We start from the raw sequence: 25,306 nt of genomic DNA on the forward strand, positions 1-25,306 counted from the left end.
TCGGGGCGGGCGTACGTTCGGGCGGGCTCGCCAGGCTGTCAGTGCGTCCCGATAGGCTGAACGCATGACGCGAGCCGAGCAGCCAACGGCCCCCAGCACCGAGCCCGACGACGCCCTCGCGGCGGACTCCCGTGAGCGCGCCGTCCGCGCGCTGCTGCGCCGACCGCAGCTCAAGCGGTTGTGGAGCGCGCAGTTGGTGGGCGGTGTCGGCGACATGCTCGCCCTCCTGGTGCTGGTCCTGCTGACCCTTCAGGCGGCGATCGCCGAGACGGCGTTCGGCGGCGGGTACCGGGGCGTGGCGTTCGCAGTGGCGACCGTCTTCGGAGTGCGCATCCTGGCGACGCTGCTCTTCGGCGCCGTGCTCCTCGGCCCGCTGACGTCCCTCACCTCCCACGACGGCCCGCTCGACCGGCGCTGGACGATGGTCGCCGCGGACGGTCTGCGGGCGGCCCTGCTGATCGTGGCGCCCCTGTGGATCGACTGGACGCCGGACAACGCGCTCGCCATGCTCCTGGTCACCGTCTTCGTGACCGGTGTCGCCGAGCGGTTCTGGACGGTGTGCCGGGAGAGCGCGGCGCCCGCCCTGCTGCCGCCCCCGCCGCCGGAGGGCGCGACCGTACGGCCCCTGCCGGACCACATGGACGCCCTGCGCCGGCTGTCGCTGCGCACCGGCTTCGTGGCGATCCCCCTGGCAGCCGCCGTACTCGTGGTCGCGGCGCTGCTCAACAACCTGCTCGGCGCCGGGATCGACTGGTTCGACCAGCACCAGGCGGCACTCGCCTCGTACGTGGCGGCCGGCCTGTTCGCCGCGTCCCTGTCCGTGCTGACCTTCCTGGAACTGCCCGGCACGCGCACCCCCCGCGCGCGGTCGCCGCTGGAGGGGCTGCGCCGGCCCAAGACCGGCACGGGCGTGGACAAGGGCCGCACCGGAGCGATCCCGCTGCTGGTGACGGCCTGCGCGGCCGTCGCCGGGGCGGTGTCCGCCGCGGTCGCCGTGGCCGTGCTGCACGCCAAGGACCTGGGCGGCGGGCCGGTCCTGTACGGCCTGCTGGTGCTCGCGCTGGCCGGCGGAGTGGTCGTCGGCATCCGTACGGCGCCCTCCGTGCTGCCCGCACTGTCGCGGCGCCGGCTGCTGGCGCTGGCGATCGCCCTCACCGGCATCGCGCTGCTGGCCGCGGGACTCGTCCCGGACGTCACCACCGTGCTGCTGATCCTGGCGCTGGCCGGGACCGGCGCGGGCATGGCCGCGAACACCGGCCACACCCTCCTCGACCAGGAGGCCGAGGAGTTCCGGCGGCCCCGCACGACGGAGCACCTGCACGCGGTCGCACGGGTGTGTGTCGCGCTCGGCGCGGTGATCGCGCCGCTGGTGGCCGCGCTCATCGGGCCGCACCGGCTGGAGAGCGGCAGGTTCACCTTCGCGCACGGCGGGGCGGCGTTCACGTTGATGCTGGTGGGCGCGCTGCTGCTGCCGGTGGCCGCGCTGGTGCTCGCCAAGGTCGACGACCGCTCCGGCGTGCCGCTGCGGCAGGACCTGCGGGACGCGCTGCTCGGCGGAGACGACCCGGAGCAGGTACCCGCGGCGTCCGGTTTCTTCATCGCGCTGGAGGGCGGTGACGGCGCCGGTAAGTCCACCCAGGCCGAGGCGCTCGCCGAGTGGATCCGGGCCAAGGGCCACGAGGTCGTCGTCACCCGCGAACCGGGGGCGACGCCGGTCGGCAAGCGGCTGCGGTCGATCCTGCTCGACGTGTCGAGCGCGGGGCTGTCGCACCGGGCGGAGGCCCTGCTGTACGCCGCGGACCGCGCGGAGCACGTCGACACGGTGGTCCGGCCCGCGCTGGAGCGCGGCGCCGTCGTGATCTCGGACCGCTACGTCGACTCCTCGGTCGCCTACCAGGGAGCCGGCCGGGACCTGTCCCCGACGGAGATCGCCCGGATCAACCGCTGGGCGACCCACGGCCTCGCACCGCATCTGACGGTCCTGCTGGACGTCGCTCCGGAAGTCGCCCGCGAGCGGTTCACCGAGGCGCCGGACCGGCTGGAGTCGGAGCCGGCCGAGTTCCACGCGCGCGTGCGGTCCGGTTTCCTGACGCTGGCCGCGGCCGACCCCGGGCGGTACCTGGTGGTGGACGCGGGGCAGGAGGCCGAGGCGGTCACGACCGTCATCCGGCACCGGCTCGACCAGATGCTTCCGCTGTCCGAGGCCGAGATCCGGGCCCAGGAGGAAGCGCGCCGCAAGGCCGAGGAGGAGGCCCGCCGCAAGGCCGAGGAAGAGGCCGCCCGCAAGGCCGAGGAGGAGCGCCTGGAGCGTGAGCGCCAGGAGCAGCTCGCCCGACTGCGTGCCGAGGAGGAGGAGCGCAAGCGGCGCGAGCTTGAGGAGGCGCAGCGGCGCGAGGCCGAACGTCAGGCGGAGGAGGCCCGGCAGCGGGCCGAGGAGGCGCGCCGCAAGGCCGAGGAGGAGCGGCAGCGGCTCCTCGCGGAGGAGAAGGCGCGCGCCGAGGAGGAAGCGCGTCGCAAGGCGGACGAGGAGCGGCGCCGCAAGCAGGCCGAGGAGGAGGCCCGCATCCACGCCGAGGCCGAGGCGCGGCGCCTGGAGAAGCAGCGCAAGGCCGAGGAGGCCCTGCTGCGGGCCGAGGAGGCGCGCCGGCTGGCCGAGCAGGCGGCGGCGCAGGCCCAGACCGGGCCGCGACCGGCAGGGCCCGGGGCCGGGGTTGCCCAGGGGGATGCGGCGACCGTGCCCACGCCGGTGGTGACGCCGGGTAAGGAACCGGGCAGGGTGTCCGACGAGACGACGGTGCTGCGGCCGGTGCGGGACGAGCGGCGGCGGGAGCCGGACGCCGAGCGGCCCTCCGGTGACCGTGCCGCCGAGGGCTCCGACTCCGAGGTGACGACGCAGCTGCCGCAGCCGCCGGCGCCTTCGGGGGCGGCGGACGAGACGGCGGTGCTGCCTCCGGTGGTGCCTGGCGCCGCGGACGAGACGGCCGTACTTCCGCCCGTGGTGCCGGGCGCGGCGGACGAGACGGCGGTGCTGCCTCCGGTTCCTCCGGGGGCGGCGGACGAGACGGCGGTGCTGCCTCCGGTGTCGGGGCGGGGTCCCGCGGACCGGGTTCCGCCGGGGTACTTCCGCGACGAGCGGGCGGCCCAGCCGGACGGGTCCGAGGGCCGGACGCGGGAGATGCCGCAGGTCGACGAGTCGGGGGCGCCCACGCGCAGGGCCCGGTCCGACTGGGCCGAGGAGACGCCGCTGGACGATCTGCCGACGCTGGCGGACGAGCTGCTCGGGCCGCGTGAGGACGAGCGTGACGACGAGGGCGGCCGCGGGCGGGGTCGGCGGCGCTGAGGCCGGATGGCCTTCGGGGCGGTCCGACGGGTCGGGCGGCGACCTGAGCCGGTGGTTCGGCGGCCCGGCGGCCCGGTGGCCCGGTGGCCCGGGGGCCCGGGGGTCAGGGCTGGGCGGGCTGCCGGGTGGTGCCGTGCCGGTACGGGCGTACCGGCGGGTGTTCGTCGGCAGGTATCGGCGGGTGTTCGTCGGCAGGTACGGCGGGTCGTTCGTCGGCGGTGTCGTCCGGGTGCCGCTCGTTGCGCATCGATGCCACCCAGCGGCATCGTTTCAGCGCTCGTACAGCCCGTCCGCTCGGCCCCGTTGTCAGTCCCGCCCCGCACAATGGATCCGGCGACGCGAAGTGTGACGAAAGGCGGGCGTGACCCATGACCGTGTGGGACGACCTGGTGGGCCAGGAGCGGGTGAGCGAGCAGTTGGGCGCCGCCGCTCGGGACGCCGACGCTTTCGTGACCGCCGCCGCTGCCGGCGCGCCGCCGCCCGAGGCGTCCAAGATGACCCACGCCTGGTTGTTCACGGGCCCCCCCGGGGCGGGCCGGAATCAGGCAGCACGGGCCTTCGCCGCCGCGTTGCAGTGCGTCAGCCCCGACCGGGCGCTCGGCGGATCCCCCGGCTGCGGCTTCTGCGACGGCTGCCATACGGCGCTCGTCGGCACGCACGCCGACGTCACCACCGTCGCCGCCGTCGGCACCCAGATCCTCGCCGACGACATGCGGGACACCGTCCGCAAGTCGTTCACCTCACCGGCGAACGGCCGCTGGCAGATCATCCTCGTCGAGGACGCCGAACGGCTCAACGAGAAATCGGCCAACGCCGTCCTCAAGGCCGTGGAGGAGCCCGCCCCCCGCACGGTCTGGCTGCTCTGCGCCCCCTCCATCGAGGACGTCCTGCCCACCATCCGCTCCCGCTGCCGCCACCTGAACCTGAGCACCCCGTCGGTCGACGCCGTCGCCGACATGCTGGTACGCCGGGAAGGCATCGAGCCCGACGTCGCCGCGGCGGTGGCCCGTGCCACGCAAGGGCACGTCGACCGGGCCCGCCGCCTGGCCACGGATCCGGCCGCCCGGGAACGCAGGGCCGCCGTTCTGAAGCTGCCCCTGCGGCTGGGGGAGATCGGCGGCTGCCTCAAGGCCGCCCAGGAGCTCGTCGACGCCGCCGCCGAGGACGCCAAGCAGCTCGCCGAGGAGATCGACGGCAAGGAGACCGAGGAGCTGAAGGCGGCGCTGGGCGCGGCCCAGGGAGGCCGGATGCCGCGCGGCACGGCGGGCGTGATGAAGGATTTGGAGGACAAGCAGAAGCGACGCCGTACGCGCACACAGCGCGACAGCCTCGACCTCGCCCTGACCGACCTCACCGCCTTCTACCGCGACGTCCTCGCCCTGCAGCTCGGCTCCCGTGTCGCCCTCGCCAACACCGACGCCGAGGACGCCCTGGAGCGCATCGCTCGCGACAGCGCCCCGGAGTCCACGCTTCGCCGTATCGAGGCGATCGCCGCCTGCCGCGACGCCCTCGACCGGAACGTCGCCCCGCTGCTGGCGGTGGAGGCGATGACCATGGCACTCAGAGCGGGCTGACAGGACGTTCATCCCGGCTGCACAGGCCCTGAGCCGGCGGCCCCGGCCGCTCTCTCTCCGCGCTGAGGGTTCGGCACCAGCTCGACCATGTAACTCGTACGAGCCACGTTGCGCACGCAGCGCGTTCAATCCGCTGCACAGAGTTACGCTCGCCTGATGCACACCAGGCGCAGCTCCGCACCCAGTCCCGACCTGATTCCACGCGTTCGGGGCTCACGCCACCGCGGCTCGACCCCTCGCCGAGTCGGCGCTGTCGGCACCTTCCTGGCCGTCGCCGCGCTGCTCGTCTCCGCCTGCTCCTCAGGTGAGCCGACCAGGTCGACGAAGCCGGGGAACCCGGCGGCCGGGGCGGCGTTGGCCGCGCTGCCGCGGGCCACGCCGGCCGCGCTCGCGCCGTACTACGCCCAGAAGCTGAGGTGGCGGGGCTGCGGTGCGCCCGGCTTCCAGTGCGCCACCATGCGGGCGCCCCTGGACTACGCGAAGCCGGAGGCCGGGAGCATCAGGCTCGCCGTGGCCCGCAAGAAGGCCACGGGCCCGGGTGAGCGGCTCGGCTCACTGCTGCTGAACCCGGGCGGTCCCGGAGGCTCGGCGATCGGCTACCTCCAGCAGTACGCGGGTATCGGCTATCCGGCCGACGTACGGGCCCGCTACGACATGGTGGCCGTGGACCCGCGCGGAGTCGCCCGCAGCGAACCCGTCGAATGCCTCGACGGACGCGCGATGGACCGGTACACGCGGACGGACTTCACGCCCGACGACGAGAAGGAGACCGACCGGCTCGTCGCCGCGTTCAAGAGGTTCGCGGAAGGCTGCGGAGCGGACGCGCCCGGGCTGCTCCGCCATGTCTCCACCGCCGAGGCGGCCCGGGACATGGACATCGCGCGGGCGGCGCTCGGCGACGAGAGGCTGACGTACGTGGGGGCGTCGTACGGAACGTTCCTCGGAGCGACGTACGCCGGACTCTTCCCGGACCGGGTGGGCCGGCTGGTCCTGGACGGGGCGATGGACCCCTCCCTGCCCGCCCGCAGGATGAACCTCGACCAGACGGCGGGCTTCGAGACGGCGTTCCGGGCGTTCGCGCGCGACTGCGTGCGACAGCCGGACTGTCCGCTGGGTACGAAGGCCGCGGACGTCGGCAAGAACCTCAAGGCGTTCTTCCGCAAGCTCGACGCCCGGCCCGTCCCGACCGGTGACGCGCACGGCCGCAAGCTCGGCGAGTCCCTCGCCACCACGGGCGTGATCGCCGCGATGTACGACGAGGGGGCCTGGGCGCTGTTGCGCGACGCGCTGTCGGAGGCGATGCGGGAGAACGACGGCGCGGGCCTGCTCGCCCTCTCCGACAGCTACTACGAGCGCGACGCCGACGGCAGCTACACGAATCTGATGTTCGCCAACGCGGCCGTGAACTGCCTCGACCTCCCGGCCGCCTTCGCCACTCCGGACGACGTCCGCGAGGCGCTGCCCGCCTTCGAGAAGGCGTCGCCGGTGTTCGGCGAGGGCCTGGCCTGGGCCACCCTGAACTGCGCGTACTGGCCGGTGGCCCCGACCGGTGAGCCGCGCCGCATCGTGGCGAAGGGCGCGTCCCCGATCGTCGTGGTCGGCACCACCCGCGACCCGGCGACCCCGTACCGCTGGGCTCGCGCCCTGACCCACCAGCTCTCCTCGGCCCGCCTGCTCACCTACGAGGGTGACGGCCACACGGCCTACGGGCGGGGCAGTGCGTGCGTCGACGACACGATCAACGCGTATCTCCTCCGGGGGACCCCGCCGACGGACGGAAAGCGCTGCTCATCGCGTTGATCGCGGCCGGGGAGGGGGTTGGTACGGAGCGCCTTGGAAACTGTGTAGACTTACCGACGTTGCCGATCGCACCATAGTGCGGACGGCGTGCCGCCTTAGCTCAGATGGCCAGAGCAACGCACTCGTAATGCGTAGGTCTCGGGTTCGAATCCCGAAGGCGGCTCTTCTCAAACCCCAGGTCAGGTCTTTGACCTGGGGTTTTCTGTTGTTCGTGTTGCGTCGTCCGGGCTGGACTGTGGCGGTTGACCTGCGCAGGCGCAATGCCTAGGTCGGAGCCTGTGGGGGTGGAGTTCCCCGGGGCGTGCGTGCGGATGCCCCTCTGACCGCGTGGTTTTGAGAGTTCGCCTCTGCCCGATCGGTTCCTGGTTGGCAATGGAGTGCGGGAGGGGAGCGCATCGCTGCAACTGCCATTGCGTCAGCTGGCGTTACTGGCGGGCGGCCGAGCGGGAAGTGCTGACTCCGGCCAGGTTGTGGATGTCGCGTCGGCCTGGTGGTGCCGTCCGGGGTGAGGGCGGGGGTGTGAGTGCCGTACGCGCGAGGTGCGCCGCCGTACTCTCGGGGTTCCGCCGCCCGCAATGGGCCCATCGGCGGTAGTGAATAAGCGCAGCTATAATAACTGCATCTATATGCAGGAGGGTGCCGTGGACAAGCCCGCCGAGATGTTCGACCGTGCCTTCGAATGGTCCGAGCTCACCCGGTTCGCCACCCTGCCGGGCCCGCGGGCCACGCTGGGCGTGGTCTCCGGTCGTCGCCGACAGGGCAAGACCTTCCTGCTCGACGCCGTCGCTCGTGCCAGTGGCGGCTTCATGTTCACCGCTACCGAGACCACCGAGGCCGACGCCCTGCGTCAGTTCGGTGAGGCACTGGCCCGTTATCGAGGGCAGCCCACTCCGTTCCGTTTCGCGCACTGGGACGAGGCGGTCGCGGAACTCATGCGCATCGCCGACGCGGGCGGCCCCACCGTGGCGGTCATCGACGAGTTCCCCTTCCTCGCCAAGGCATCTCCCTCCCTGCCTTCGATCATCCAGCGCGCTCTGGACCCCGCTGCCCAGCACACCAACACCCCCGTGCGTCTGCTGCTGTGCGGTTCCGCGCTGTCGTTCATGGGCCGGTTGCTGTCCGGCAATGCTCCGCTGCGTGGCCGAGCCGGCCTCGAACTCGTGGTCCCGACGCTGGACTTCCGGCTCGCTGCCGAGTTCTGGCAGATCGACGACCCGCGCACGGCGTTGCTGACCAATGCCATCGTCGGGGGTACGCCTGCCTACCGGCGTGAGTTCACTCAGGGGGACACCCCTGCCGGGCCGGGTGACTTCGACGACTGGGTCATCCGCGCCGTGCTCAACCCGGCGAGGCCGCTCTTCCGGGAGGCCCGCTATCTTCTCGCCGAGGAGCCCGAACTCCACGACACCGCGCTGTATCACTCGGTACTGGCGGCCATCGCCGCGGGTAACGCGGCTCGTGGCGGCATCGCCGACTATCTGGGGCGCAAGTCCACCGACCTCGCCCACCCGTTGAGCGTTCTCCAGGACGTCGGCATGATCACACACGAAGCCGATGCCTTTCGCCGCAACCGCTCCGCCTACCGCATCGCCGAACCGCTCGTCACCTTCTACCACGCGGTCATGCGCCCGGCCTGGGGTGATCTGGAACGCCCCGGCCGGGCGCCCGACGTATGGCGCCGAGCCCAGTCCACCTTCCGCAGCAAAGTCGTCGGTCCGCACTTCGAGCAGGTCTGCCGGGAATGGGCCCGCTGGCATGCGGCACCCGACACTCAGGGCGGACACGTCACACGCGTCGCCGGCGGAACCGTCAACGACCCGGCTGCCAGGATCAGCCACGAGGTCGACGTCGCAGTCCACGGCGAGAGCCAAGAGGGGCGCCAGGTGCTGCTCGCCATCGGCGAAGCGAAGTGGAGTGACGTGATGGGAGCCGGCCATCTGGAACGCCTCCGGCACATCCGTTCCCTCCTGACCAGGCGTGGCACGGCTACCGAGGAGACGAGGCTGTACTGCTTCAGCGGCACCGGCTTCACCGATGAGCTGAATCACCTCGCAAAGAACGACTCCACGATTGAACTGATCGACCTGCCCCGCCTCTATCACGGAGAGTGACCCCTGAACTGCAACACATCTCGGGTTCGAATCCCGAAGGCGGCTCCACTCGAACGTCAGGTCGGATGTGCTCCGGCATGGGGACGCGGCGACCTGACGAAGCGGACCGTGACCCGGTGGACCGCATGGACGACGTCATCCACGTGAGTGCGTGGGGCGTCACGCCTCGGGCGTGTGGGAGACGTCTGCAGCAGACGCGTACCGGCCGGCGGAGAGCTTGCGCCGGTCGGAGCTCGTGCTGATCGAGGTGGGCCCCGGCTGCCGCCGCGATCGCCCCGCTGCGATGATGCTCGCCACTGGTGACCGCCGCAGATCGTGCGTAGGAGAGAAGCCTTGCCCCTCACCGAACCCGAGACGTCAGCGTCGCGGGCTGAAGAGCCCGCCGTGGAGACAGTTCGCCAACCGCCTCCGTCGAGACTGTCGGTCGCTGATGTGCTGACGCTCGGCAACGCGGTCTGCGGTTTCTCCTCCGTCTACTTCATCACGACCGCCGTCCTGGTCCCCTATCTCACCGAGGGCCGTGGCGACGGCTCGGTGAGGCAGGGGGCGGCCGCCGCCGTGATGCTGATCCTGGCGGCCTCGCTCTTCGACCTGTGCGACGGGCTGGTGGCACGGAGGTTCCGCAGCTCCGGGATGGGGGCCGAACTCGACAACCTGTCGGACCTCGTGAGCTTCGGTCTCGCGCCCGCGTACTTCGTGCTGGTGTGGGGGCTCGTGAGCCACGACGCCCAGTTGGGGCTCGTCGTCGTGGCCGCCGTCGCCGTACTGCTGGGCGGCGTGCTGCGCCTGGCGCGTTTCTCCGTCACCACGATGCAGGACGGCATGTTCCAGGGGATGCCGATCCCGTTCGCCGCGCTCACCGTCGTCTCTGTCGTCCTGCTCGAACTGCCCTTCGTGGTCACGCTGGGCGCGGTCCTCGGCGTCGCCTGGCTCATGGTGAGCCGGGTGGAGTACCCCAAGCCCACGGGCGTGATGGCGTCTGCCACGGTCGGGTGGGCGGCGGTCAACATCGGCTGTCTGGTCGCCTGGGCCGGCGATGTCCCCGGGTCCGAGACCCTTCTGGTGACCGGCTGCACGCTCCAGGTCACCCTTGCGGCAGTGCTGCCCCTGTTCGCCGCGGTACGCCGCATCAACGCGGCACGCAACGCGCGCTCGGGCGGGGCGCCCTGATCCGGGGGACCGGTTCGAACGAAGACACCCGGCACTACGAGGTCGCGCCTATCTGCGCACCTCTACGTCGGGTGATCATGCGGACGCATCGCGCATCGCGCATCGCGCATCGCGCATCGCGTGGCGAGTGGCGAGTGGCGAGTGGCGAGTGGAGGGGTGGGGGATTCGTGAGTGAGTTCGTGCCGGTCGGAGAGGACTTCACCGAGCTGGGGCCCGAACGTGGCGGTGAGCTCGCTGCCCGCTGGTGGCAGTGGGCGCTGTCCGCGCCCGAGGACCGCAGCCCCGTCAGGGACCGGACCGGAGAGTTCGCGAACTGGCGCCAGCCCGACGACGTGTGGTTCCTGGCCGGCACCTACGGTGGTCGCGTGGTGCGGCGCTGCTCGATGCCCTCGGGGCGGCCGGTCTTCTTCCCGGTGTTCAACACGCAGCGGTCGCAGACGCTGACCTCCCGCGAGCCGATGGTGATGGCGGTCGCGCAGGCCGAGGTGTTCCTCAACGGAGTTCCGCTGCCGATGCGGGAGTTCACGTCGAAGCCCTTCCGGGCGGCTCAGCGGCGGCGTATCGCCTGGGGGCTCTGGTGTGCGCTCGATCCGTTGCCCGCCGGCCACTACGTGATCGAGATCAAGGCGCGCACCACCGGCGGGTTCTGGGTGGACACGACGTACCACCTCGCCGTCGTCGACAGCTGAGCGCGGACACCGCGACCGAGCCGGCCCGCCGCCGGGCGTCGCCGAGTCCGCTCGGTCCGCCGGTGTCCGTACGGTCAGCCCTTGCAGAACCCCAGGCCCCTCAGCGCCTCGTTGATCTGCTTGCCCTGTGCCTCGGTGGTGGTGACGTCCTCGTACGTGAAGCGCTGCGCGGCCGACCGGTCGAGCTCGCGGCCGCCGCTGCTGATGGCCGAGCACTGGTTGCGCGCGGCGTCGACGGCCTTGTCCTCGTGCTCGACGTGTCCTGGTCGGCCGCGGCGAGGGCCCGCGGCAGTCCGGCGCGGGCGGCACCAGTGGGCTCGGGCGGGATGCCGGTGGCGGCAGGGGCGTCGCCGGTGCCCGGTGTGCGGGCACCGGAGTCCGGGGCGCCGGAGGTGCCGGGCGCGTCGGACGTGACCTGTGCTGACGGCTTCCCATCATGCACGGACTGATCCGTGCGCGCCGGTGATCTCCCGGTCGGCGGGCTCTGCGTACGAGCCGCCGGCGCGCTCGTACGACGTTCGTGCCCCCTGGCACTGCCACCGTCTCCCTCCCCCGACCGCGGCCCCACCGCAATGCCCCATCCAGTCGCGACCGTTGACCCGCCCCCGTGCGCCCCAGCACAATGAGCGCGCATTTGAGAGCGCTCTCAAGACCCGCCGAGGGAGACCCATGAACGGCAAGACCCGCAGGACGGACAGACAGAGCGCGGCGCTCAGCCGTCGCACCCTCATCGGTGCCGGCCTCGGCGCCGCCCTGCTCACCGGGGCCGGTACGGGCACCGCACTGGCCGGGACGCGTACGTACTCCGGCGGGCCCTCCGCCCGGCGCCGCGGCCAGGGCTTCCTCGCCGCCGCGATGGACGCCTACCCCGACCACGGCCCCGTCCGCCTCGCCCAGAGCTACGCCGACCAGGCCGGCCTGTTCAGCACCGCCTTCACCTACGACAACGCCCTGGCGATCCTCGCCCTCCTCGCCACCCGCACCACCGACGGACGGTCCCGTGCCGTCGCACTCGGGGACGCCCTGCTGTACGCCCAGCGGCACGACCCGGTCCACGACGACGGCCGGCTGCGGCAGGCGTACAACGTGGGGCCGTACACCTTCTACGACGGCTCCCGGCAGCCCGACGGGTTCGTGCGGGCGGACGGCACAGCCAACGTGGGGACGCAGTTCGGGTTCACGGGCACGGCCGTCGGGGACATGGCCTGGGCCGGGATCGCGCTCAGTGCGCTCGCGCGGCGGACGGGCGAGGGGCGGTTCCTCGCGGGCGCCGTGCGGATCGGGGAGTGGATCGAGCTAAACGGCCGTACCGACGAGCCGCTCGGCGGGTACAAGTTCGGCGTCGACGGGGCCGGCGGGAAGCTGCCCTTCACCTCCACCGAGCACAACACCGACCTCGTCTGCCTCTTCGGGCGGCTGGCCCGGCTCACCGGGGACCGGGTGTGGCTGGAGCGGCGGGCCCGGGCCCGGGCGTTCCTGGCGAAGATGTGGGACGCGGACGGCGGCTTCTTCTACACCGGCACCAACGACGGGGTCACCGTCAACACCTCTCCGATTCCCGAGGACACCCAGACCTGGACGTACCTCGCCCTCGACTCCGGCGCCCACGCCCGGTCGCTGGACTGGACCGCGCGCGAGCTGGCAGTCCTCGACCACGCCGGCCGGCGCAACAGCACGGTGCCGGAGGGACAGTCGTACGAGGGTGTCACCTTCAGCTCCGCCAGTCTCCTGGCGAACGAGGACGCCCCGATCGCCGAGGGCCAGCCCCGGCCCGACCGCAACGGCGTCTGGTTCGAGGGGACCGCTCATCTGGCGCTCTGCCTGCGGGAGCGGAACCGGCCGGGTGACGAGGGGCGGGCACGGCGGCTGATGGACTCCATCGAGCGGGCTCAGGACCTGCTCGGTGCGGGCCAGACCGTCGGCGGACGGGCGCTGCCCGAGCGGTCCGGCGTCGTGTCGGCCAGCAGCCCGCTCGACACCGGATTCGGCTTCGGCTACTACCCGTACCGGCACCTGGGGGCGACCGCCTGGTACGTGATGGCGGCGGTCCGCCACAACCCGTTGCGCGTCTGAACCCGCCGTCGGGGCCGCGGCGTCGGGGGAGGACCGGTCGGGCCGGAGGTTCGCACGGTGCCGGGAGAACCGTGCGAACCGCCGCCCATGACGGCCGACTCGCCCTGCGATTCGGCGTACTGGAGACGTCCTCATCGTGAACGGCTAGCATCCGCCGGTAGTTGCAGCCGGGACGAAGTGAGGGACGGGCATGGCGGAACCGAGGATCGCCGTCGCCGTGGTGACGATGGGCAACCGCCCCGACGACGTCGACGCGCTGCTTCGGTCCGTGGCCGAGCAGGACCTCGCCCCGGCCCGCATCGTCGTCGTCGGCAACGGCTGTCCGCTGCCCGAGTTCGCCGAACGGCTGGGGCTGCCCGGCGAGGTCACCCCGATCGAGCTGGACGAGAACCTGGGCTGCCCGGGTGGCCGCAACGCCGCCCTCGCCCGGCTGCGGGACTTCGGGGACGTCGACGTCGTGGTCGAGCTGGACGACGACGGGCTCCTCGTCGACGCCGACGTACTGCGCCGGGTCCGTGATCTGTACGCCGCCGACGACCGGCTCGGCATCGTCGGCTTCCGCATCGCCGACGAGCACGGCGAGACACAGCAGCGGCACGTGCCGAGGATCGGCGGCTCCGATCCGCTGCGGGGCGGGTACGTCACCGGCTTCCTCGGCGGCGGCCACGCGCTGCGCATGTCGATGCTGGCCGAGACCGGGGACTGGCCCGGCGAGTTCTTCTTCGCCCACGAGGAGACGGACCTCGCCTGGCGGGCCGCCGACGCGGGATGGCGGATCCTCTACGCTCCCGAACTGCTGCTCCAGCACCCGAAGACATCGCCCGCCCGGCACGCCGTCTACTACCGCGTGAACGCCCGCAACCGGGTCTGGCTGACCCGCCGCCGACTGCCGCTCGCGCTGATCCCCGTGCATCTCGGGGTGTGGGTGCTCCTCACCGTCGTACGCAATCGCTCGTCGCCCGCGGGTCTGCGCGCCTGGTTCGGGGGCTTCCTGGAGGGCCTTCGGGAGCCGGCCGGTGAGCGGCGGCCCATGCGCTGGCGCACGGTGTGGCGGCTGTGCCGGCTGGGGCGGCCGCCGGTCATCTGACCGAGGCAGGGGCGCAAGGAGGGACGCGGGCCCCGGTCGTTCACCTCCGCCGACCGGGGCCCACATGCGTCCCCGGACCCGGCCGCGGCGGCGACACTCCCCCGAGCTGCGCGTTCTACGCGCGCACCGTCGGGCCAGATCCGATGCAGTGATCACATCAGGCCACACCAACGGATCGCTAACATGTGGCCAACGGTGTTCCGCTTCAGCTGCGTTCAGTTGGCGTGAAGTCGACGGACGGTACCGGAAGAGTCCCCGGGAGGGAACGTTTTCCGCCCGACGAGCATCAATGAAAGGTGGCGGGAAACCGTCGGGCAGGGGCGGATCTCCGCCACGTACGGTGGTTCTCGTCCGCCGGTCGTGGGGGGGTGTACGAGGTCGTACGAGCATTCCGCCGGAGCGAAGGCGCGGGCGTGGGCCCGCCGCGTGGGAAGGCAGTGGGCGGCGTGAAGCGGTGCGGGCTGCGGTTCGGACTGCTGGGGCCGCCGGTTCTCTACGAGGACCGTTTCGAAGCGGGCGGCCGGACGGACCCGGCGACGCGGACCGCTGAGCCGGTCCGGGCCGCCGCGAACGGCTCCCACGACGGCCGAAATCCCCGCCCCGACTCCGCCGACGTGTCCGACTGCACCGTCCGGACCATCAGCAGCCCCAAGGTGCGGGCCCTGCTCGCCGCGCTGCTGCTCGAAGGCGGCCGGGTCGTCTCCGTGGAGTCGCTCACGGACGTGCTGTGGGGCGGGGCGCCGCCCGCGTCCGCGCGTGCCTCGCTGCACAACCACGTGGCCCGGCTGCGCCGGTTGCTCGACGACCCCGAGCGGCTGCGGGCGGTGCCGCCCGGCTATGTGCTGCGCGTCGACGAAGGCGAGCTGGACGTCGACGTCTTCGTGAGCCGTGTCGTCGCCGCCCGTGCCGCGCACGCGGCCCGGGACTGGGAGCGCACGGCGGGCGAGTGCACGGCGGCGCTCGCGCTGTGGCGGGGTACGCCCCTGTCCGGCCTGCCCGCCGAGGTGGGCGGTTACGCGCTCGTCCAGCGGCTGGCGGAGGCACGGCTGCAGCTCCTGGAGTGGCTGCATGACGCCGGGCTCGGCGTGGGGGGACCGCGCCTCGACGCCCTCGTGCCGGAACTGGCGGAGCTGGCCGCCGAGCACCCCTTGCGTGAGTCCTTCCACCGCCAGCTGATGCTCGCCCTGCACCGGACCGGCCGCCGCGCGGAGGCCCTGGCCGTCCACCGTGATCTGCGCACCCGCCTGATCGAGGAACTCGGCGTGGAGCCGGGGGCGGGGGTGCGGGAGGCGCACGTGGAGGTGTTGCGAGGGGCGTCGGAGAGTACGGCCGGCGGGGAGGGCGGCGGGGTCCGTGACGCCGTCCCCGTCACCGCCGAACGCGAAGGCGCCTTGATCCGCGGCGCCGGGGACGGCGACGCCACGCGCGATGAGAAGGCCGTCCGCGAGGAGGAAGCCGGCCAGGAGGGGGACGCTCCGGCCGGACCCGCTGACCTTGGGACGGCCGTGTCGGCGGTGCCGACCCCGAGGGAACCGGGCGCGCCCGCCACCCCGCCCCTCGCCGAGCCCGCCGCCCCACCCCAGGACCCCTTCCCTCGGCCACCCCTTCCGGCCCAGCTGCCTCCGCCGCCCGCCCACTTCACCGGCCGTGCCGCCGTACTTCAGGACCTGCGCCGCCGGCTTGCCCCCGCCTCCGCGCGGCGGCCCACCGTCGCCGTGATCAGCGGTATGGCCGGTGTCGGCAAGAGCGCGCTCGCGCTGCAGGTCGCACACGGGCTGGCGGATCGTTTCTCTGACGGCCAGCTCTACGTCAACCTGCACGGGGCCACCCCCGGCATGCCCCCGCTCACCCCGGGCCAGGCCCTGACCGCACTGCTCCGTGACCTCGGCGCCGACCCCCGCTCCATCCCCGAACACCCGGACGCGGCGGCCGCGTTGCTGCGTTCGTTGCTCGCGCCGACCCGCACGCTCATGGTCCTGGACGACGCCGCGAGCGCCGCCCAGGTACGGCCGCTGCTCCCGGCCGGCCCCGGCTGCGCGGTGATCGTCACCAGCCGCTCCCCGCTCACGGCCCTGGACGGCGTCCACCGCTTCCTGCTCACGCCCCTGACCGCCGAGGAGAGCGCGGCCCTGCTGTGCGCGGCTTCCGGGCGGGGCGGCGGTGACCGTGCCGTCGGAGGCGGCGACCCCGTGGCCGCCCCCGCCGGTGACTGCTTCGACGCCGTCCACCCTCTCGTCGGACTCACCGGCGGCCTCCCGCTCGCCCTCCGCGTCGTCGCCGCCCGCCTGGCCGCCCGCAGTGCCCTCACCCCGGAGGTGCTCGCCCGGCAACTGGCCGACGCAGAGAGCCGGTTGCACCACCTGGAGTACGACGACCTGAGCGTCCGCCGCTCCCTCGCCGTCGCCCACGACGCCCTCGCCGCATCCGAGCGCGAGGCCGACCGGGACGCGGCGCTCGCCCTGCGCCGCATCGGCGCCGTCGACCTGCCCGCGTACGGGGCACCCCTGCTGGCCCGCCTCACCGGCACCGACGAACGCCGCGCCGAGGCCGCCCTCGACCGCCTCGTCGACGTGGCCCTCCTCGAAGAGACGGCGTACGGCCGCTACACCCCCCACGGCCTCGTCCGTGACTTCGCCCGCGAACTGGCCGCGTCGGAGGGCGACTTCACCGACACCGCCCTGCGCTGGTACGCGGCCGTGGCCGAGCGTGCCCTCACCGCCATCGTCGAGCCCGGCCTCGACCAGGACGACCGCCGCCGCCCGACCGCCGGCCAACCGCCGGACCACGCCGCGGCCGTCGACACGGTGCCCCCCTTCCCCGACGCGGAACACGCCTTCGCCTGGGGCGATACGGAGCTGGAGAACATCCTCGCCCTGGCGGAGCGGTACGGCGATGCCGGCGGCGGCGAGGACGACGGCAGCGAGGACGACGGCAGCGAGGACGACGGCAGCGAGGACGGCGGCGACAGCAGGGACGGCGACGGCGACGGCGGCGACGTCGCAGGCTTCCCCGACGACAGCGAAGGCACCCGAAGAGCCGCTCTCCTCACCACTCTCATCCGCCTGTTCTTCCCCTACCTCCAACGCAGCGGCCGTGTCGCCGAGATGGAGGTGCTCGGCCGGACCGCGCTCCGACTCGCGCGGCGGCTCGGGGACGCGGCGGCCGAGGCGTACGCGCTGGGCGACCTCGCCGGCCTGCACTTCCTGACCGGCCGGCAGGCCGAGGCCCTCCACCTCAACGACCGGGCACTGACGATCTGGCGGCGGCTCGGCGTGGTCTCCTGGATGCGCCGCTGCCTCAACAACAGGGGCCTGCTGCTCGAAGGGCTCGGCCGCTACGCCGAGTCGGGCCGGGCGCTGCGCCGGAGCCTGGAGTACTCACGGCAGTTGAGCGACCCGCACGGCGAGGCCGTGACCTACAGCCATCTCGGCAACCTCTACGAGCACACCGACCCCCGGGCCGCCATCGAGCAGCACCGCCGCTCCCTCGCCATCGGCGACGAGATCGGCAACGTCATCGTGCAGCACTCCGCCCACTGCAACATCGGCTACGCCCACCTCAGCCTCGGCGAACCGGCGGCGGCGGCCACGCACTTCGAGGAGAGCCTGCGCATCCTCGGCGGCCACGGCGACTGGCACGGCGAGTCCCAGACCCGCCTCGGCCTGGTCCGCGCGCTGCGCCTGCTGGGGGAGACCGAGCGCGCCACCCGGGAGTGCGCCGAACTCCTGGCCCGCGCCGATGCCCGTGCCGACCGCTTCATGGGCGGGCTGGCCCGTCACCAGCACGGTCTGCTGTTGCGGGAAACGGGCCGGGCGCGGGACGCCGAAGCCGAATGGCGCACCGCTCTCGACGCGCTGGACGGTACGGACGAGCGGGCGGTCGTCGAGGAGCTAAGGCGGCTGCTGGACGCGACCGGACCGGTCTGATCACTTCGCGTCGGCGTAGCACTCCACCACCGCCGTGGTGAACGGGAACCGCACCGGCGTCTCCCCGAACGTGAGCCGTCCGGCCAGGTCGGCGGCCTCGCGGATCGCGGTCACGACCGCCTCGGCCTCCTCCTTCGGGCAGTGCACGATCACCTCGTCGTGCTGGAAGAAGACCAGTTCCGCCGCCATGTCCGCGCAGGCGCGCCGCAACGCGGCGAGCACCAGCAGGGCCCAGTCGGCGGCGCTGCCCTGGACGACGAAGTTGCGGGCGAAGCGGCCTCGGGCGCGGGCGTTGGTGGAGGCGTAGCCGGGCACCCACTCCTGTGGTCCGCCGCCCTCGGCGGGCTCGCTCGGGGTGTCCGCCATGGGGATCCCCGCTTCCTCGGCGGCGTCTTCCGTCGCCCCCGCCGCCGGCGGGCACGTCCGCCCCAGCCACGTCCGCACGAGCCGGCCCTCCTCCCCGGCCCGCGCCGCCTCGTCGACGTACGCCACCGCCCTGGGGAAGCGGCGTCTGAGCGCGGCGAGGTTCTTCAGGCCGTCGCCGGAGGTCTGTCCGTAGACGGCACCGAGCACGGCGATCTTGGCCTGGTCGCGGTCGCCGGAGAAGGCGCGGTCGGAGACGGACTGGTAGAGGTCGGTCTCCCGGCCGGCCACCTCCATCAGCCCCGGGTCGCGGGAGATCGCTGCGAGCACCCGCGGCTCCATCTGGTCGGCGTCGGCCACGACGAGCCGCCAGCCGGGGTCGGCGACCACGGCACGCCGGATGACCTTCGGGATCTGCAGCGCGCCCCCGCCGTTGGTCACCCACCGGCCGGTGACCGTGCCACCCGCTAGGAACTCCGGCCGGAACCGTCCGTCGCGCACCCAGTCCTGCAGCCAGGACCAGCCGTGCGCCACCCAGATCCGGTACAGCTTCTTGTACTCGACCAGTGGCTTCACGGCCGGATGGTCGAGGGACTCGATCTCCCAGCGGCGGGTGGATCTGATCCTGATCCCGGCCTGCGCGAAGGCCTTGATCACATCGGCCGGCAGATCGGGCCGTACCCGGCGCCCGAACGCGGCGGACACCTCGTCCGCCAGCTCGGCCAGCCGGCGCGGCTCCCCGCCGCCCGCATACCGTTCGCCGAGCAGTTCGTGCAGCACCCGGCGGTGCACCTCGGCGCTCCACGGCAGCCCGGCCCGGTTCATCTCGGCGGCGACCAGCATGCCCGCCGACTCGGCCGCCGTCAGCAGCCGCATGCGCTCCGGATGCGCGGTCGTGTCGTGCCGCCGCTGCTGGTCGGCGTAGACCTCGAGGAGGTCGGCGAGCGGCACATGGACCGCCTGCGGCTCGAAGAGCGAGGACTGCGAGCCGGGCTCGGCCGAACGCTGGGGCGGATCGGGCGGCACGGGGCCGCCGTGCAGCCGGGCGAGGGCAGCGGCGGCGGATCTGGGTTCGCCGTACCGCCCCTCGTGCCCAAGCAGGAGGGTCTCGGCGGCCTCGATGTCGTAGCACCGCTCCACTCGCACCCCCGCGGCGAGCAGGCGCGGACCCACCTCGGCGGTGGACCGCCACACCCACCGCGCCACCTGCGGCCGCCCCCGCACGGCCTCCGCCAGGTCCGGCTCCCGCCGCACCGGTCCGGCGAGCAGCCCGTCGGGGCCGAGGGGGGCGGTCTCGACGCCGCCTTCCTCGGCCGGAGCGAGTGCCCACCGGTCGGTCATGCCGCGAGTGTGGCACCCGGGTCTGACAACGCCCTCAGTCCTGCGCCTCGCCCTGCTCGCCGGCCGCCTCCTGCCCGGCGTGCTCACGGCCCGTGAGGAACGGGGCGAGTGCCTCGACGACGTACGCCTCCACCGCTTCCTTGGTGAGGCCGAGGCCGGACAGGACACCCTGGCCGTTCTCGAACTCCAGCAGGGCCAGCAGGATGTGCTCGGTGCCGATGTAGTTGTGGCCGAGGCGCAGGGCCTCGCGGAAGGTGAGTTCCAGGGCCTTCTTGGCGTCGGAGCCGTAGGGGATGAGTTCGGGGACCTCGTCGGAGGCGGGCGGGAGTGCCGCGGTGGCCGCCTGGCGTACGGCGTCCAGGGGGAGGCCCCGGGCCGTGATCGCCTTGGCGGCGAAGCCGTCCGGCTCGGCGAGCAGGCCGAGGACCAGGTGCTCGGGGCGGCCCTCGGGGTTGCGGGCCGCGATGGCCTCGTTGTGGGCGGCCATCACGACGCTGCGGGCACGCGGCGTGAAGCGGCCGAAGCCCTCCTGCGGGTCGAGGTCGACCGACTCCTTCGGCACGAAGCGCTTCTGCGCGGCCTGCCGGGTGACCCCCATGCTCCTGCCGATGTCGGTCCAGGAGGCGCCCGAGCGCCGGGCCTGGTCCACGAAGTGGCCGATCAGGTGGTCGGCCACCTCACCGAGGTGATCGGCGGCGATCACCGCGTCCTGCAGCTGGTCGAGGGGCTCGTCGTGGACCTTCTTGATGGCGGCGATGAGTTCGTCGAGACGTACGGATGACGTGATGCTCGGGTTCGTCGACATGTGTCAACCCTAGGTTGACGCTGAAGAGGTGTCAACTCATGGTTGACAGTGGTTCGGGGGCTCCCGGTGGAGCAGCGGCCGTCGAGAGAGTCGCGGCCCGAGCCGAAGTCGGCCGACGGCTCGTACCGCGGCAAGCGCCCGGAGCGCCGCGGCAACGCGGGGTGCGCCCGTCTCCGGCACCAGCCGGAGCCGTCCGGCCCGTCCGTGCGCCGTCCTCCCGCGCCCGCAGCACGCGGCGCGGCGGGCGAGCCCACCCTCTGGCCTCGGCCGACCATGTGAGCTCCGCCCCGCTTCGAGCACCGCGGCGCCGCGCTCCACGACCGCGGATGCCGGGTGCGCTCCTGCGTCTCCCGCGACGGATCTACCATCCCTTGGTGAGCACGCCCAGCACCGTCGACCGCGCCTTCGAGGCCGCCCTCTACGACACCGAGCACACCACGCTCGACACCGGCGCCTCCCTCCTGGCCGCCGATGCCGGGGCGGACGCCGAACTCGCCCGGCGCGGCGAGGAGTTCCTCGCGGCGGCCTGGCGGCGCGGCTGGCAGCCGGCCGACGTCGTACGGCTCGCGCGCCGGGACCTGGACGACGTGCACGTGCGACTGCTCGCGGCCCTGATCCGCGCACAGCGGCCGCACGACCGCCCCCGTGGCCGCCGCTGGAACGCCCAGCTGGAAGACCTGCCGACCGGAGCACCGCCCCGCGCCGACCGCTTCTCCCACGCGACCGCCGTCCTGGAGCTGTACCGCCTCCTGCTGCGCCTGCCCGCGCTGGAGCCCTTGGACGACCCCGCGACACCGCCGACCGGGCACGCCGGACCCGAGTCCCGCATGCTCACCCGCATCCGCGCGCTGCTGGCGAAGGCGGAGGCGACCGGATTCCCCGAGGAGGCGGAGGCGCTCAGCGCCAAGGCGCAGGAGCTGATGGCCCGGCACAGCGTCGACGAGGCCCTGCTCGCGGCCCGCGACCACCTGCGCAGGGACGCCCCCGGCGCCTGCCGGATCGGTGTGGAGCCGCCGTACGAGCAGGCGAAGGCCGTCCTGCTGGACGCGGTGGCCACCGCCAACCACTGCCGTGCCGTGTGGAACGAACCCTTCGGGTTCTCCACCGTCGTCGGCTTCGAGGGCGACCTGGACGCGGTCGAGCTCCTCTACACCTCGATACTCGTGCAGGCCCAGACCGCGATGACCAAGGCGGAGGCCGCCCAGCGCGCGGGCGGCCGCAAGCGGACCAAGACCTTCCGGCAGTCGTTCCTGGCGGCGTACGCCCACCGCGTCGGCACCCGTCTGGCCACGGCGGCACGCACGCCGGTGACGCAGGACCTGCTCCCGGTCCTCGTCTCGCGCGAGGTGGCGGTGACCGACCGCATGGAGCGCATGTTCCCCGAGACGACCACGACCCGCCTGCGCGGCGTCAGCGACGAGGCGGGCTGGGTCGAGGGCTCCGAGGCGGCCGACCGGGCCCAGGTGGATCCTCGTCGCCCGCTGGGCAGCTGAGCCGCGTCAGTCGCCGCTGCGCTGGAACCCGCTCACCGAGGCGTCCGGGGTCTTCCCGTCGCTCTTCAGGGCGACGGCGCCGTACGACCACCTGAAGTCGTGCGTCTCGGCGGACCCGGGCAGGCGGATCACCGCCGTCTCGGCGGCGAGGCTCTTGCCGCCGGCCTCCTCACCGCGGACGTAGGTGAGGGTGAAGGAGGTGGTGGCCCCCTTGGCGAGGGTCGTCTTCCTCGGCACGGCGCCCTCGTCGGGCTTGAGGGCGGTCGAGCTGCCGCCCGCCCGGAGGTCGACGCCGGGCAGCCCGTCCAGGGTGCAGGCGGAGTCACCGCGGTTGGTGAGGGTGACGGGCACGTTGCCGGTGTCCCCGGCGGCGGGGGCGGCGTTGGCCGGGCCCACCTGCAGGGCCACCTCGCCCACCTGGCAGGCGGAACCGGCCCTGCCGTCCTGGCTGCCGCCGCCGTCCCCACCGCCCCCGCCGCTGTCGCAGGCGGTCAGCAGGAGGGCCGCGGCGAGGGCGGGGACGGCGAGGGACGTGGCGCGCATGGGGACCTCGGAAGTGGTGTCAGCGTAGGGGCGGTGGGCACCGGTGACCGGGCGGGGTGCACCGGTCCGGCATCACGATCCCAGACCGGCCGTCGGGAGTCCCGTCGGGAGCTTGCCGCCCTCCGACCGGGTGAACGTCTCCTGGCCGAGGCCGTTCTCCCAGGTGACCTTCAGCCGCGTCTTCCCCACGGAGTCGACCGTGCCGACCGTGCGGTCCTTGCCGCCGCCGGAGCACTTCAAGCGGATCGTCCGCGTCCCGTCCTCCTCACCGGCGCTCCCGCTGCACACGGTCCCGCCGGTCGCGAACAGCCCGGCCTCCTTGCCGTTGACCATGAGCACCACGGCCTTGCCGTCGGTGGTGGCGAGCCAGCTGCCCGCCAGACCGCCGGCCGACGGCGCCGAACCCCCGCTGCCGCCGCCGGTGCCGGCACCGCCGGTCGCGGAGGCACCGGGCGTGGAGGCGCTGGGCGCGGGCTCGTCGCCGGAGCTGGAGTCGCCGCTGCACGCGGTCAGCACGAGTGTCCCCGCGAGGGACGCGGTGACGGCCGCGACCCGCAGCCGACGGCCCGGCAGCGTTCGCGAGGACGAGGAATTCGCCGAGGTCACTGGAGGCTCCCAACGCTGTAGCGGTCGGCATGCGGCCGAGCCGGCCCACCGGGCCGGAGCGACCGCAGCAAGTTACCAGGCAGTCGGAGCCGGGAGCCGGGCCCGTCCACCCTGTGCCGGACCTACCAGGAGGCCTTGCGGACCCCCGGCAGATGTCCGGCGTGCGCCTGCTCCCGCAGGTTCACCCGGGACAGCCCGAAGGTACGGAGGTAGCCGCGCGGGCGCCCGTCCACCTGGTCGCGGTTGCGTACGCGCGTGGCGCTCGCGTCGCGCGGCTGCCGCCGCAGTTCCCGCTGGGCGGCCAGTCGCTCGGCCTCGGTCGTGGCGGGTCGCCGGATGATCTCCTTCAGCTCGGCCCGCCGCTCGGCGTACCGGGCGACGACCTCCCGTCGCTGCCGGTCCTTGGCGATCTTGCTCTTCTTGGCCATCAGACCTTCACCCCCCGGGCGCGGATACGGGCGACGGCGGCCTCGACGCCGATGACGTCGACCGTCTTGATCCCCTTGGCGCTCAGCCGCAACCGGACGTACCGGCCCTCGCCGGGCAGCCAGTAGCGCTTGGTCTGGATGTTGGGGTCGAAGCGGCGGGAGGTCCGCCGATGGGAGTGGGAAATCGTGTTGCCGAAGCCGGGCCGGGCGCCGGTCAGCATGCAGTGGGCGGACACGGGTGACGTACCTCTCCTCCGTCGTGACTGTAAATGGAATTCATTTTCAGTAAGATAGCAGCATGGCACGCAACGAACTCCGTCCGGTCATCAAGCTCCGGTCCACCGCCGGCACCGGCTACACCTATGTGACCCGGAAGAACCGCCGCAACGACCCGGACCGCATGACCCTGCGCAAGTACGACCCGGTCGTCGGCCGCCACGTCGACTTCCGAGAGGAGCGCTGAAGCACCGATGCGCAAGGACATCCACCCGGCCTACGGTCCCGTGGTCTTCCGCGACCGGGCCGCGGGCCACGCGTTCCTCACCCGCTCGACGCTCGCCGCCGTACCCACGGACAAGACGATCGAGTGGGAGGACGGCAACACCTACCCGGTCGTCGACGTCGAGATCTCCGACGTCAGCCACCCCTTCTACACCGGCACCGCCCGCGTCCTGGACACCGCCGGCCGCGTCGAGCGCTTCGAGCGCCGGTACGGGAAGCAGGGCTGACGCCATGGCCGTGAAGTCAGGGCTCAGCGTCGTGATCGTCGGCGGCCTGCACACCGAGGCCCGCAGGGCGACGGTCGACCAGCTGCTCGCGGACGTCCCCGGCAGCGTCGTACTCCACCACGACCTGGCGACGGCCACCGCCGGCACGGTCGTGCGCACGATCCGCGACGCCACCGGCCTCGTGAGCGCCGACGAGACGCCCCTCGTCAACGACTGCGCCTGCTGCGCCCTGCGCGAGGACCTGGTGCCGGAACTGATCCGCATCCGGGACACCGGCGGCGTGCGGATGGCGGTCGTCGAGCTGTGGGACTCGGTCGAGCCGAAGGCCATGGCCGAGGTGGTCACGGCGGGCGGGCTCACGGTCACCGGCGTGATCACCGCGGTCGACCCGGCGCTGGTCCTGCCGTACCTGGGCAACGGCGACGACCTGGCCGACCGGGGCCTCGCCGCCGCGGCGACGGACCAGCGCACGGTCGCGGACACGTTCGCACGCCAGCTGGAGTACGCCCCCGTCCTGGCCGTGACCGACTCCCCGGAGGCCGACGAGGAGGACCGAGAGCTGCTCGCCCAGCTCCACCCGACGGCCCGTCAGGTCCCGCTCGGCCACGGCGACCTGGCGGGCGCACAGCCCTCCGCTCCGCCCGCCCCGGACGACCTGACGGTGCCGCCCGCGCGCCACCGCCCCCTGACCCCCCTCGCGCAGGCGGCCCTGGCCGGCTTCGACGTCGAGGCGGCGGACGCGGCCCAGCACCCGGCCTGCGCCCTGCTCCCCGCCGAGGCGGACGCGCACGGCGTCTCCACCCTGGTCTGGCACCGCCGCCGCCCCTTCCACCCCGAGCGGCTCTACGCGGCCCTGGAGGACCTGACCTGCGCGGCGGCCCGCAGCCGGGGCCGCTTCTGGCTGGCCGACAAGCCGGACGTCCTCCTGCACTGGGACGCGGCAGGCGGCGCCCTGTGCGTGGAGAGCGCGGGCCCCTGGCTCGCCTCCCTCCCCGATGCCGCCTGGGACATGGTCCCGCCGGTCCGCCGGGCCGCCGCCGCCCTGGACTGGCACCCCGAGCACGGCGACCGCTGCCAGCACCTGGTCTTCACGTCGCCCGCCCTCGACCGCGACGGCCTTGCGCAGCTCCTCGAGTCCTGCCTGCTCACCGATGCCGAGTACGCCGCCGGCCGCGACGCCTGGAAGCAGCTCCCGCCCGCCTTCGACACCCTCCTGGAGGTCTGACCCC

20 protein-coding genes and 1 tRNA gene are annotated in these 25,306 nt (G+C 73.4%); 14 read left to right on the forward strand and 7 right to left on the reverse strand.

The window, feature by feature from the left end:
* Nucleotides 1-64 precede the first annotated feature (64 nt).
* On the forward strand, nt 65-3,340 hold the full coding sequence (gene tmk / locus ACWCPI_RS29195) for a dTMP kinase (RefSeq protein WP_451040950.1): 3,276 nt from the start codon (nt 65-67) through the stop codon (nt 3,338-3,340).
* A gap of 103 nt (nt 3,341-3,443) precedes the next feature.
* Here the strand turns inward: tmk and ACWCPI_RS29200 are convergent, their stop codons facing one another.
* On the reverse strand, nt 3,444-3,587 hold the full coding sequence (locus ACWCPI_RS29200) for a hypothetical protein (RefSeq protein WP_451040951.1): 144 nt from the start codon (nt 3,585-3,587) through the stop codon (nt 3,444-3,446).
* 121 nt (nt 3,588-3,708) lie between these two features.
* On the opposite strand from ACWCPI_RS29200, the gene ACWCPI_RS29205 reads away from it, so the two are divergent.
* The 9 genes from ACWCPI_RS29205 (at nt 3,709) to ACWCPI_RS29245 (ending at nt 17,770) form a co-directional block, all read left to right on the forward strand.
* A complete protein-coding gene (locus ACWCPI_RS29205; RefSeq protein WP_451040952.1) occupies nt 3,709-4,914 on the forward strand; it encodes a DNA polymerase III subunit delta' in 1,206 nt (401 codons plus the stop codon).
* A 156-nt stretch (nt 4,915-5,070) separates the two neighbouring features.
* Complete coding sequence (locus ACWCPI_RS29210) at nt 5,071-6,714, forward strand: alpha/beta hydrolase (RefSeq protein ID WP_451040953.1); 1,644 nt, start codon at nt 5,071-5,073, stop codon at nt 6,712-6,714.
* A gap of 89 nt (nt 6,715-6,803) precedes the next feature.
* Nucleotides 6,804-6,877: transfer RNA gene (locus ACWCPI_RS29215), tRNA-Thr, on the forward strand.
* Between the two features lie 496 nt (nt 6,878-7,373).
* On the forward strand, nt 7,374-8,825 hold the full coding sequence (locus ACWCPI_RS29220; protein WP_451041028.1) for an AAA family ATPase: 1,452 nt from the start codon (nt 7,374-7,376) through the stop codon (nt 8,823-8,825).
* A 384-nt stretch (nt 8,826-9,209) separates the two neighbouring features.
* Entirely contained in the window at nt 9,210-9,995 is a 786-nt protein-coding gene (gene pssA, locus ACWCPI_RS29225; RefSeq protein WP_451040954.1) for a CDP-diacylglycerol--serine O-phosphatidyltransferase, read from the forward strand.
* Nucleotides 9,996-10,162: 167 nt separating this feature from the next.
* Nucleotides 10,163-10,684: a hypothetical protein gene (locus ACWCPI_RS29230; protein WP_451040955.1), complete on the forward strand. Its 522-nt coding sequence runs from the start codon at nt 10,163-10,165 to the stop codon at nt 10,682-10,684.
* A 669-nt stretch (nt 10,685-11,353) separates the two neighbouring features.
* Nucleotides 11,354-12,757, forward strand: a complete 1,404-nt coding sequence (locus tag ACWCPI_RS29235) for a Tat pathway signal sequence domain protein (RefSeq protein ID WP_451040956.1) — start codon at nt 11,354-11,356, stop codon at nt 12,755-12,757.
* Between the two features lie 190 nt (nt 12,758-12,947).
* Nucleotides 12,948-13,844: a glycosyltransferase family 2 protein gene (locus tag ACWCPI_RS29240; RefSeq protein ID WP_451040957.1), complete on the forward strand. Its 897-nt coding sequence runs from the start codon at nt 12,948-12,950 to the stop codon at nt 13,842-13,844.
* Nucleotides 13,845-14,290: 446 nt separating this feature from the next.
* Complete coding sequence (locus ACWCPI_RS29245) at nt 14,291-17,770, forward strand: BTAD domain-containing putative transcriptional regulator (RefSeq protein ID WP_451041029.1); 3,480 nt, start codon at nt 14,291-14,293, stop codon at nt 17,768-17,770.
* On the opposite strand, the gene ACWCPI_RS29250 is transcribed toward ACWCPI_RS29245, so the two are convergent.
* Complete coding sequence (locus ACWCPI_RS29250) at nt 17,771-19,474, reverse strand: bifunctional 3'-5' exonuclease/DNA polymerase (RefSeq protein WP_451040958.1); 1,704 nt, start codon at nt 19,472-19,474, stop codon at nt 17,771-17,773.
* Nucleotides 19,475-19,508: 34 nt separating this feature from the next.
* A complete protein-coding gene (locus ACWCPI_RS29255) occupies nt 19,509-20,279 on the reverse strand; it encodes a Clp protease N-terminal domain-containing protein (protein ID WP_451040959.1) in 771 nt (256 codons plus the stop codon).
* A 374-nt stretch (nt 20,280-20,653) separates the two neighbouring features.
* Between ACWCPI_RS29255 and ACWCPI_RS29260 the strand changes: the two genes are divergently transcribed.
* Nucleotides 20,654-21,772, forward strand: a complete 1,119-nt coding sequence (locus ACWCPI_RS29260; protein WP_451040960.1) for a DUF2786 domain-containing protein — start codon at nt 20,654-20,656, stop codon at nt 21,770-21,772.
* A 6-nt stretch (nt 21,773-21,778) separates the two neighbouring features.
* Here ACWCPI_RS29260 and ACWCPI_RS29265 read toward each other — a convergent pair whose 3' ends face one another.
* The 4 genes from ACWCPI_RS29265 to rpmB form a co-directional block, all read right to left on the reverse strand.
* The gene (locus tag ACWCPI_RS29265; RefSeq protein WP_451040961.1) at nt 21,779-22,315 is read right to left on the reverse strand and encodes a DUF4232 domain-containing protein; all 537 of its coding nucleotides are present in this window, start codon (nt 22,313-22,315) and stop codon (nt 21,779-21,781) included.
* Nucleotides 22,316-22,387: 72 nt separating this feature from the next.
* The gene (locus ACWCPI_RS29270; protein ID WP_451040962.1) at nt 22,388-22,921 is read right to left on the reverse strand and encodes a hypothetical protein; all 534 of its coding nucleotides are present in this window, start codon (nt 22,919-22,921) and stop codon (nt 22,388-22,390) included.
* A 122-nt stretch (nt 22,922-23,043) separates the two neighbouring features.
* The gene (gene rpsN, locus ACWCPI_RS29275; protein ID WP_451040963.1) at nt 23,044-23,349 is read right to left on the reverse strand and encodes a 30S ribosomal protein S14; all 306 of its coding nucleotides are present in this window, start codon (nt 23,347-23,349) and stop codon (nt 23,044-23,046) included.
* On the reverse strand, nt 23,349-23,585 hold the full coding sequence (gene rpmB, locus ACWCPI_RS29280; protein ID WP_019753827.1) for a 50S ribosomal protein L28: 237 nt from the start codon (nt 23,583-23,585) through the stop codon (nt 23,349-23,351). Before rpmB ends, rpsN begins: the two co-directional genes overlap by 1 nt.
* 62 nt (nt 23,586-23,647) lie before the next feature.
* On the opposite strand from rpmB, the gene rpmG reads away from it, so the two are divergent.
* From rpmG to ACWCPI_RS29295, 3 genes are read left to right on the forward strand one after another with little or no spacing between them, the layout of a single operon-like run.
* Complete coding sequence (gene rpmG, locus ACWCPI_RS29285; protein WP_003999141.1) at nt 23,648-23,812, forward strand: 50S ribosomal protein L33; 165 nt, start codon at nt 23,648-23,650, stop codon at nt 23,810-23,812.
* A gap of 7 nt (nt 23,813-23,819) precedes the next feature.
* Nucleotides 23,820-24,077: a type B 50S ribosomal protein L31 gene (locus ACWCPI_RS29290; RefSeq protein WP_451040964.1), complete on the forward strand. Its 258-nt coding sequence runs from the start codon at nt 23,820-23,822 to the stop codon at nt 24,075-24,077.
* Between the two features lie 4 nt (nt 24,078-24,081).
* Nucleotides 24,082-25,302, forward strand: coding sequence for a CobW family GTP-binding protein (locus ACWCPI_RS29295; protein WP_451040965.1), 1,221 nt, complete (start codon nt 24,082-24,084; stop codon nt 25,300-25,302).
* Nucleotides 25,303-25,306: the final 4 nt, after the last annotated feature.

The organism is Streptomyces sp. NPDC001920, assembly GCF_053594495.1.

Excerpts from the sequence above, each read along its gene's own strand:
- tmk (WP_451040950.1), top strand. The coding sequence starts at position 65 with ATGACGCGAGCCGAGCAGCCAACGGCCCCCAGCACCGAGCCCGACGAC.
- ACWCPI_RS29200 (WP_451040951.1), bottom strand. The coding sequence starts at position 3,587 with ATGCGCAACGAGCGGCACCCGGACGACACCGCCGACGAACGACCCGCC.
- ACWCPI_RS29205 (WP_451040952.1), top strand. The coding sequence starts at position 3,709 with ATGACCGTGTGGGACGACCTGGTGGGCCAGGAGCGGGTGAGCGAGCAG.
- ACWCPI_RS29210 (WP_451040953.1), top strand. The coding sequence starts at position 5,071 with ATGCACACCAGGCGCAGCTCCGCACCCAGTCCCGACCTGATTCCACGC.
- ACWCPI_RS29220 (WP_451041028.1), top strand. The coding sequence starts at position 7,374 with ATGTTCGACCGTGCCTTCGAATGGTCCGAGCTCACCCGGTTCGCCACC.
- ACWCPI_RS29235 (WP_451040956.1), top strand. The coding sequence starts at position 11,354 with ATGAACGGCAAGACCCGCAGGACGGACAGACAGAGCGCGGCGCTCAGC.
- ACWCPI_RS29240 (WP_451040957.1), top strand. The coding sequence starts at position 12,948 with ATGGCGGAACCGAGGATCGCCGTCGCCGTGGTGACGATGGGCAACCGC.
- ACWCPI_RS29250 (WP_451040958.1), bottom strand. The coding sequence starts at position 19,474 with ATGACCGACCGGTGGGCACTCGCTCCGGCCGAGGAAGGCGGCGTCGAG.
- ACWCPI_RS29255 (WP_451040959.1), bottom strand. The coding sequence starts at position 20,279 with ATGTCGACGAACCCGAGCATCACGTCATCCGTACGTCTCGACGAACTC.
- ACWCPI_RS29265 (WP_451040961.1), bottom strand. The coding sequence starts at position 22,315 with ATGCGCGCCACGTCCCTCGCCGTCCCCGCCCTCGCCGCGGCCCTCCTG.
- rpsN (WP_451040963.1), bottom strand. The coding sequence starts at position 23,349 with ATGGCCAAGAAGAGCAAGATCGCCAAGGACCGGCAGCGACGGGAGGTC.
- rpmG (WP_003999141.1), top strand. The coding sequence starts at position 23,648 with ATGGCACGCAACGAACTCCGTCCGGTCATCAAGCTCCGGTCCACCGCC.
- ACWCPI_RS29290 (WP_451040964.1), top strand. The coding sequence starts at position 23,820 with ATGCGCAAGGACATCCACCCGGCCTACGGTCCCGTGGTCTTCCGCGAC.
- ACWCPI_RS29295 (WP_451040965.1), top strand. The coding sequence starts at position 24,082 with ATGGCCGTGAAGTCAGGGCTCAGCGTCGTGATCGTCGGCGGCCTGCAC.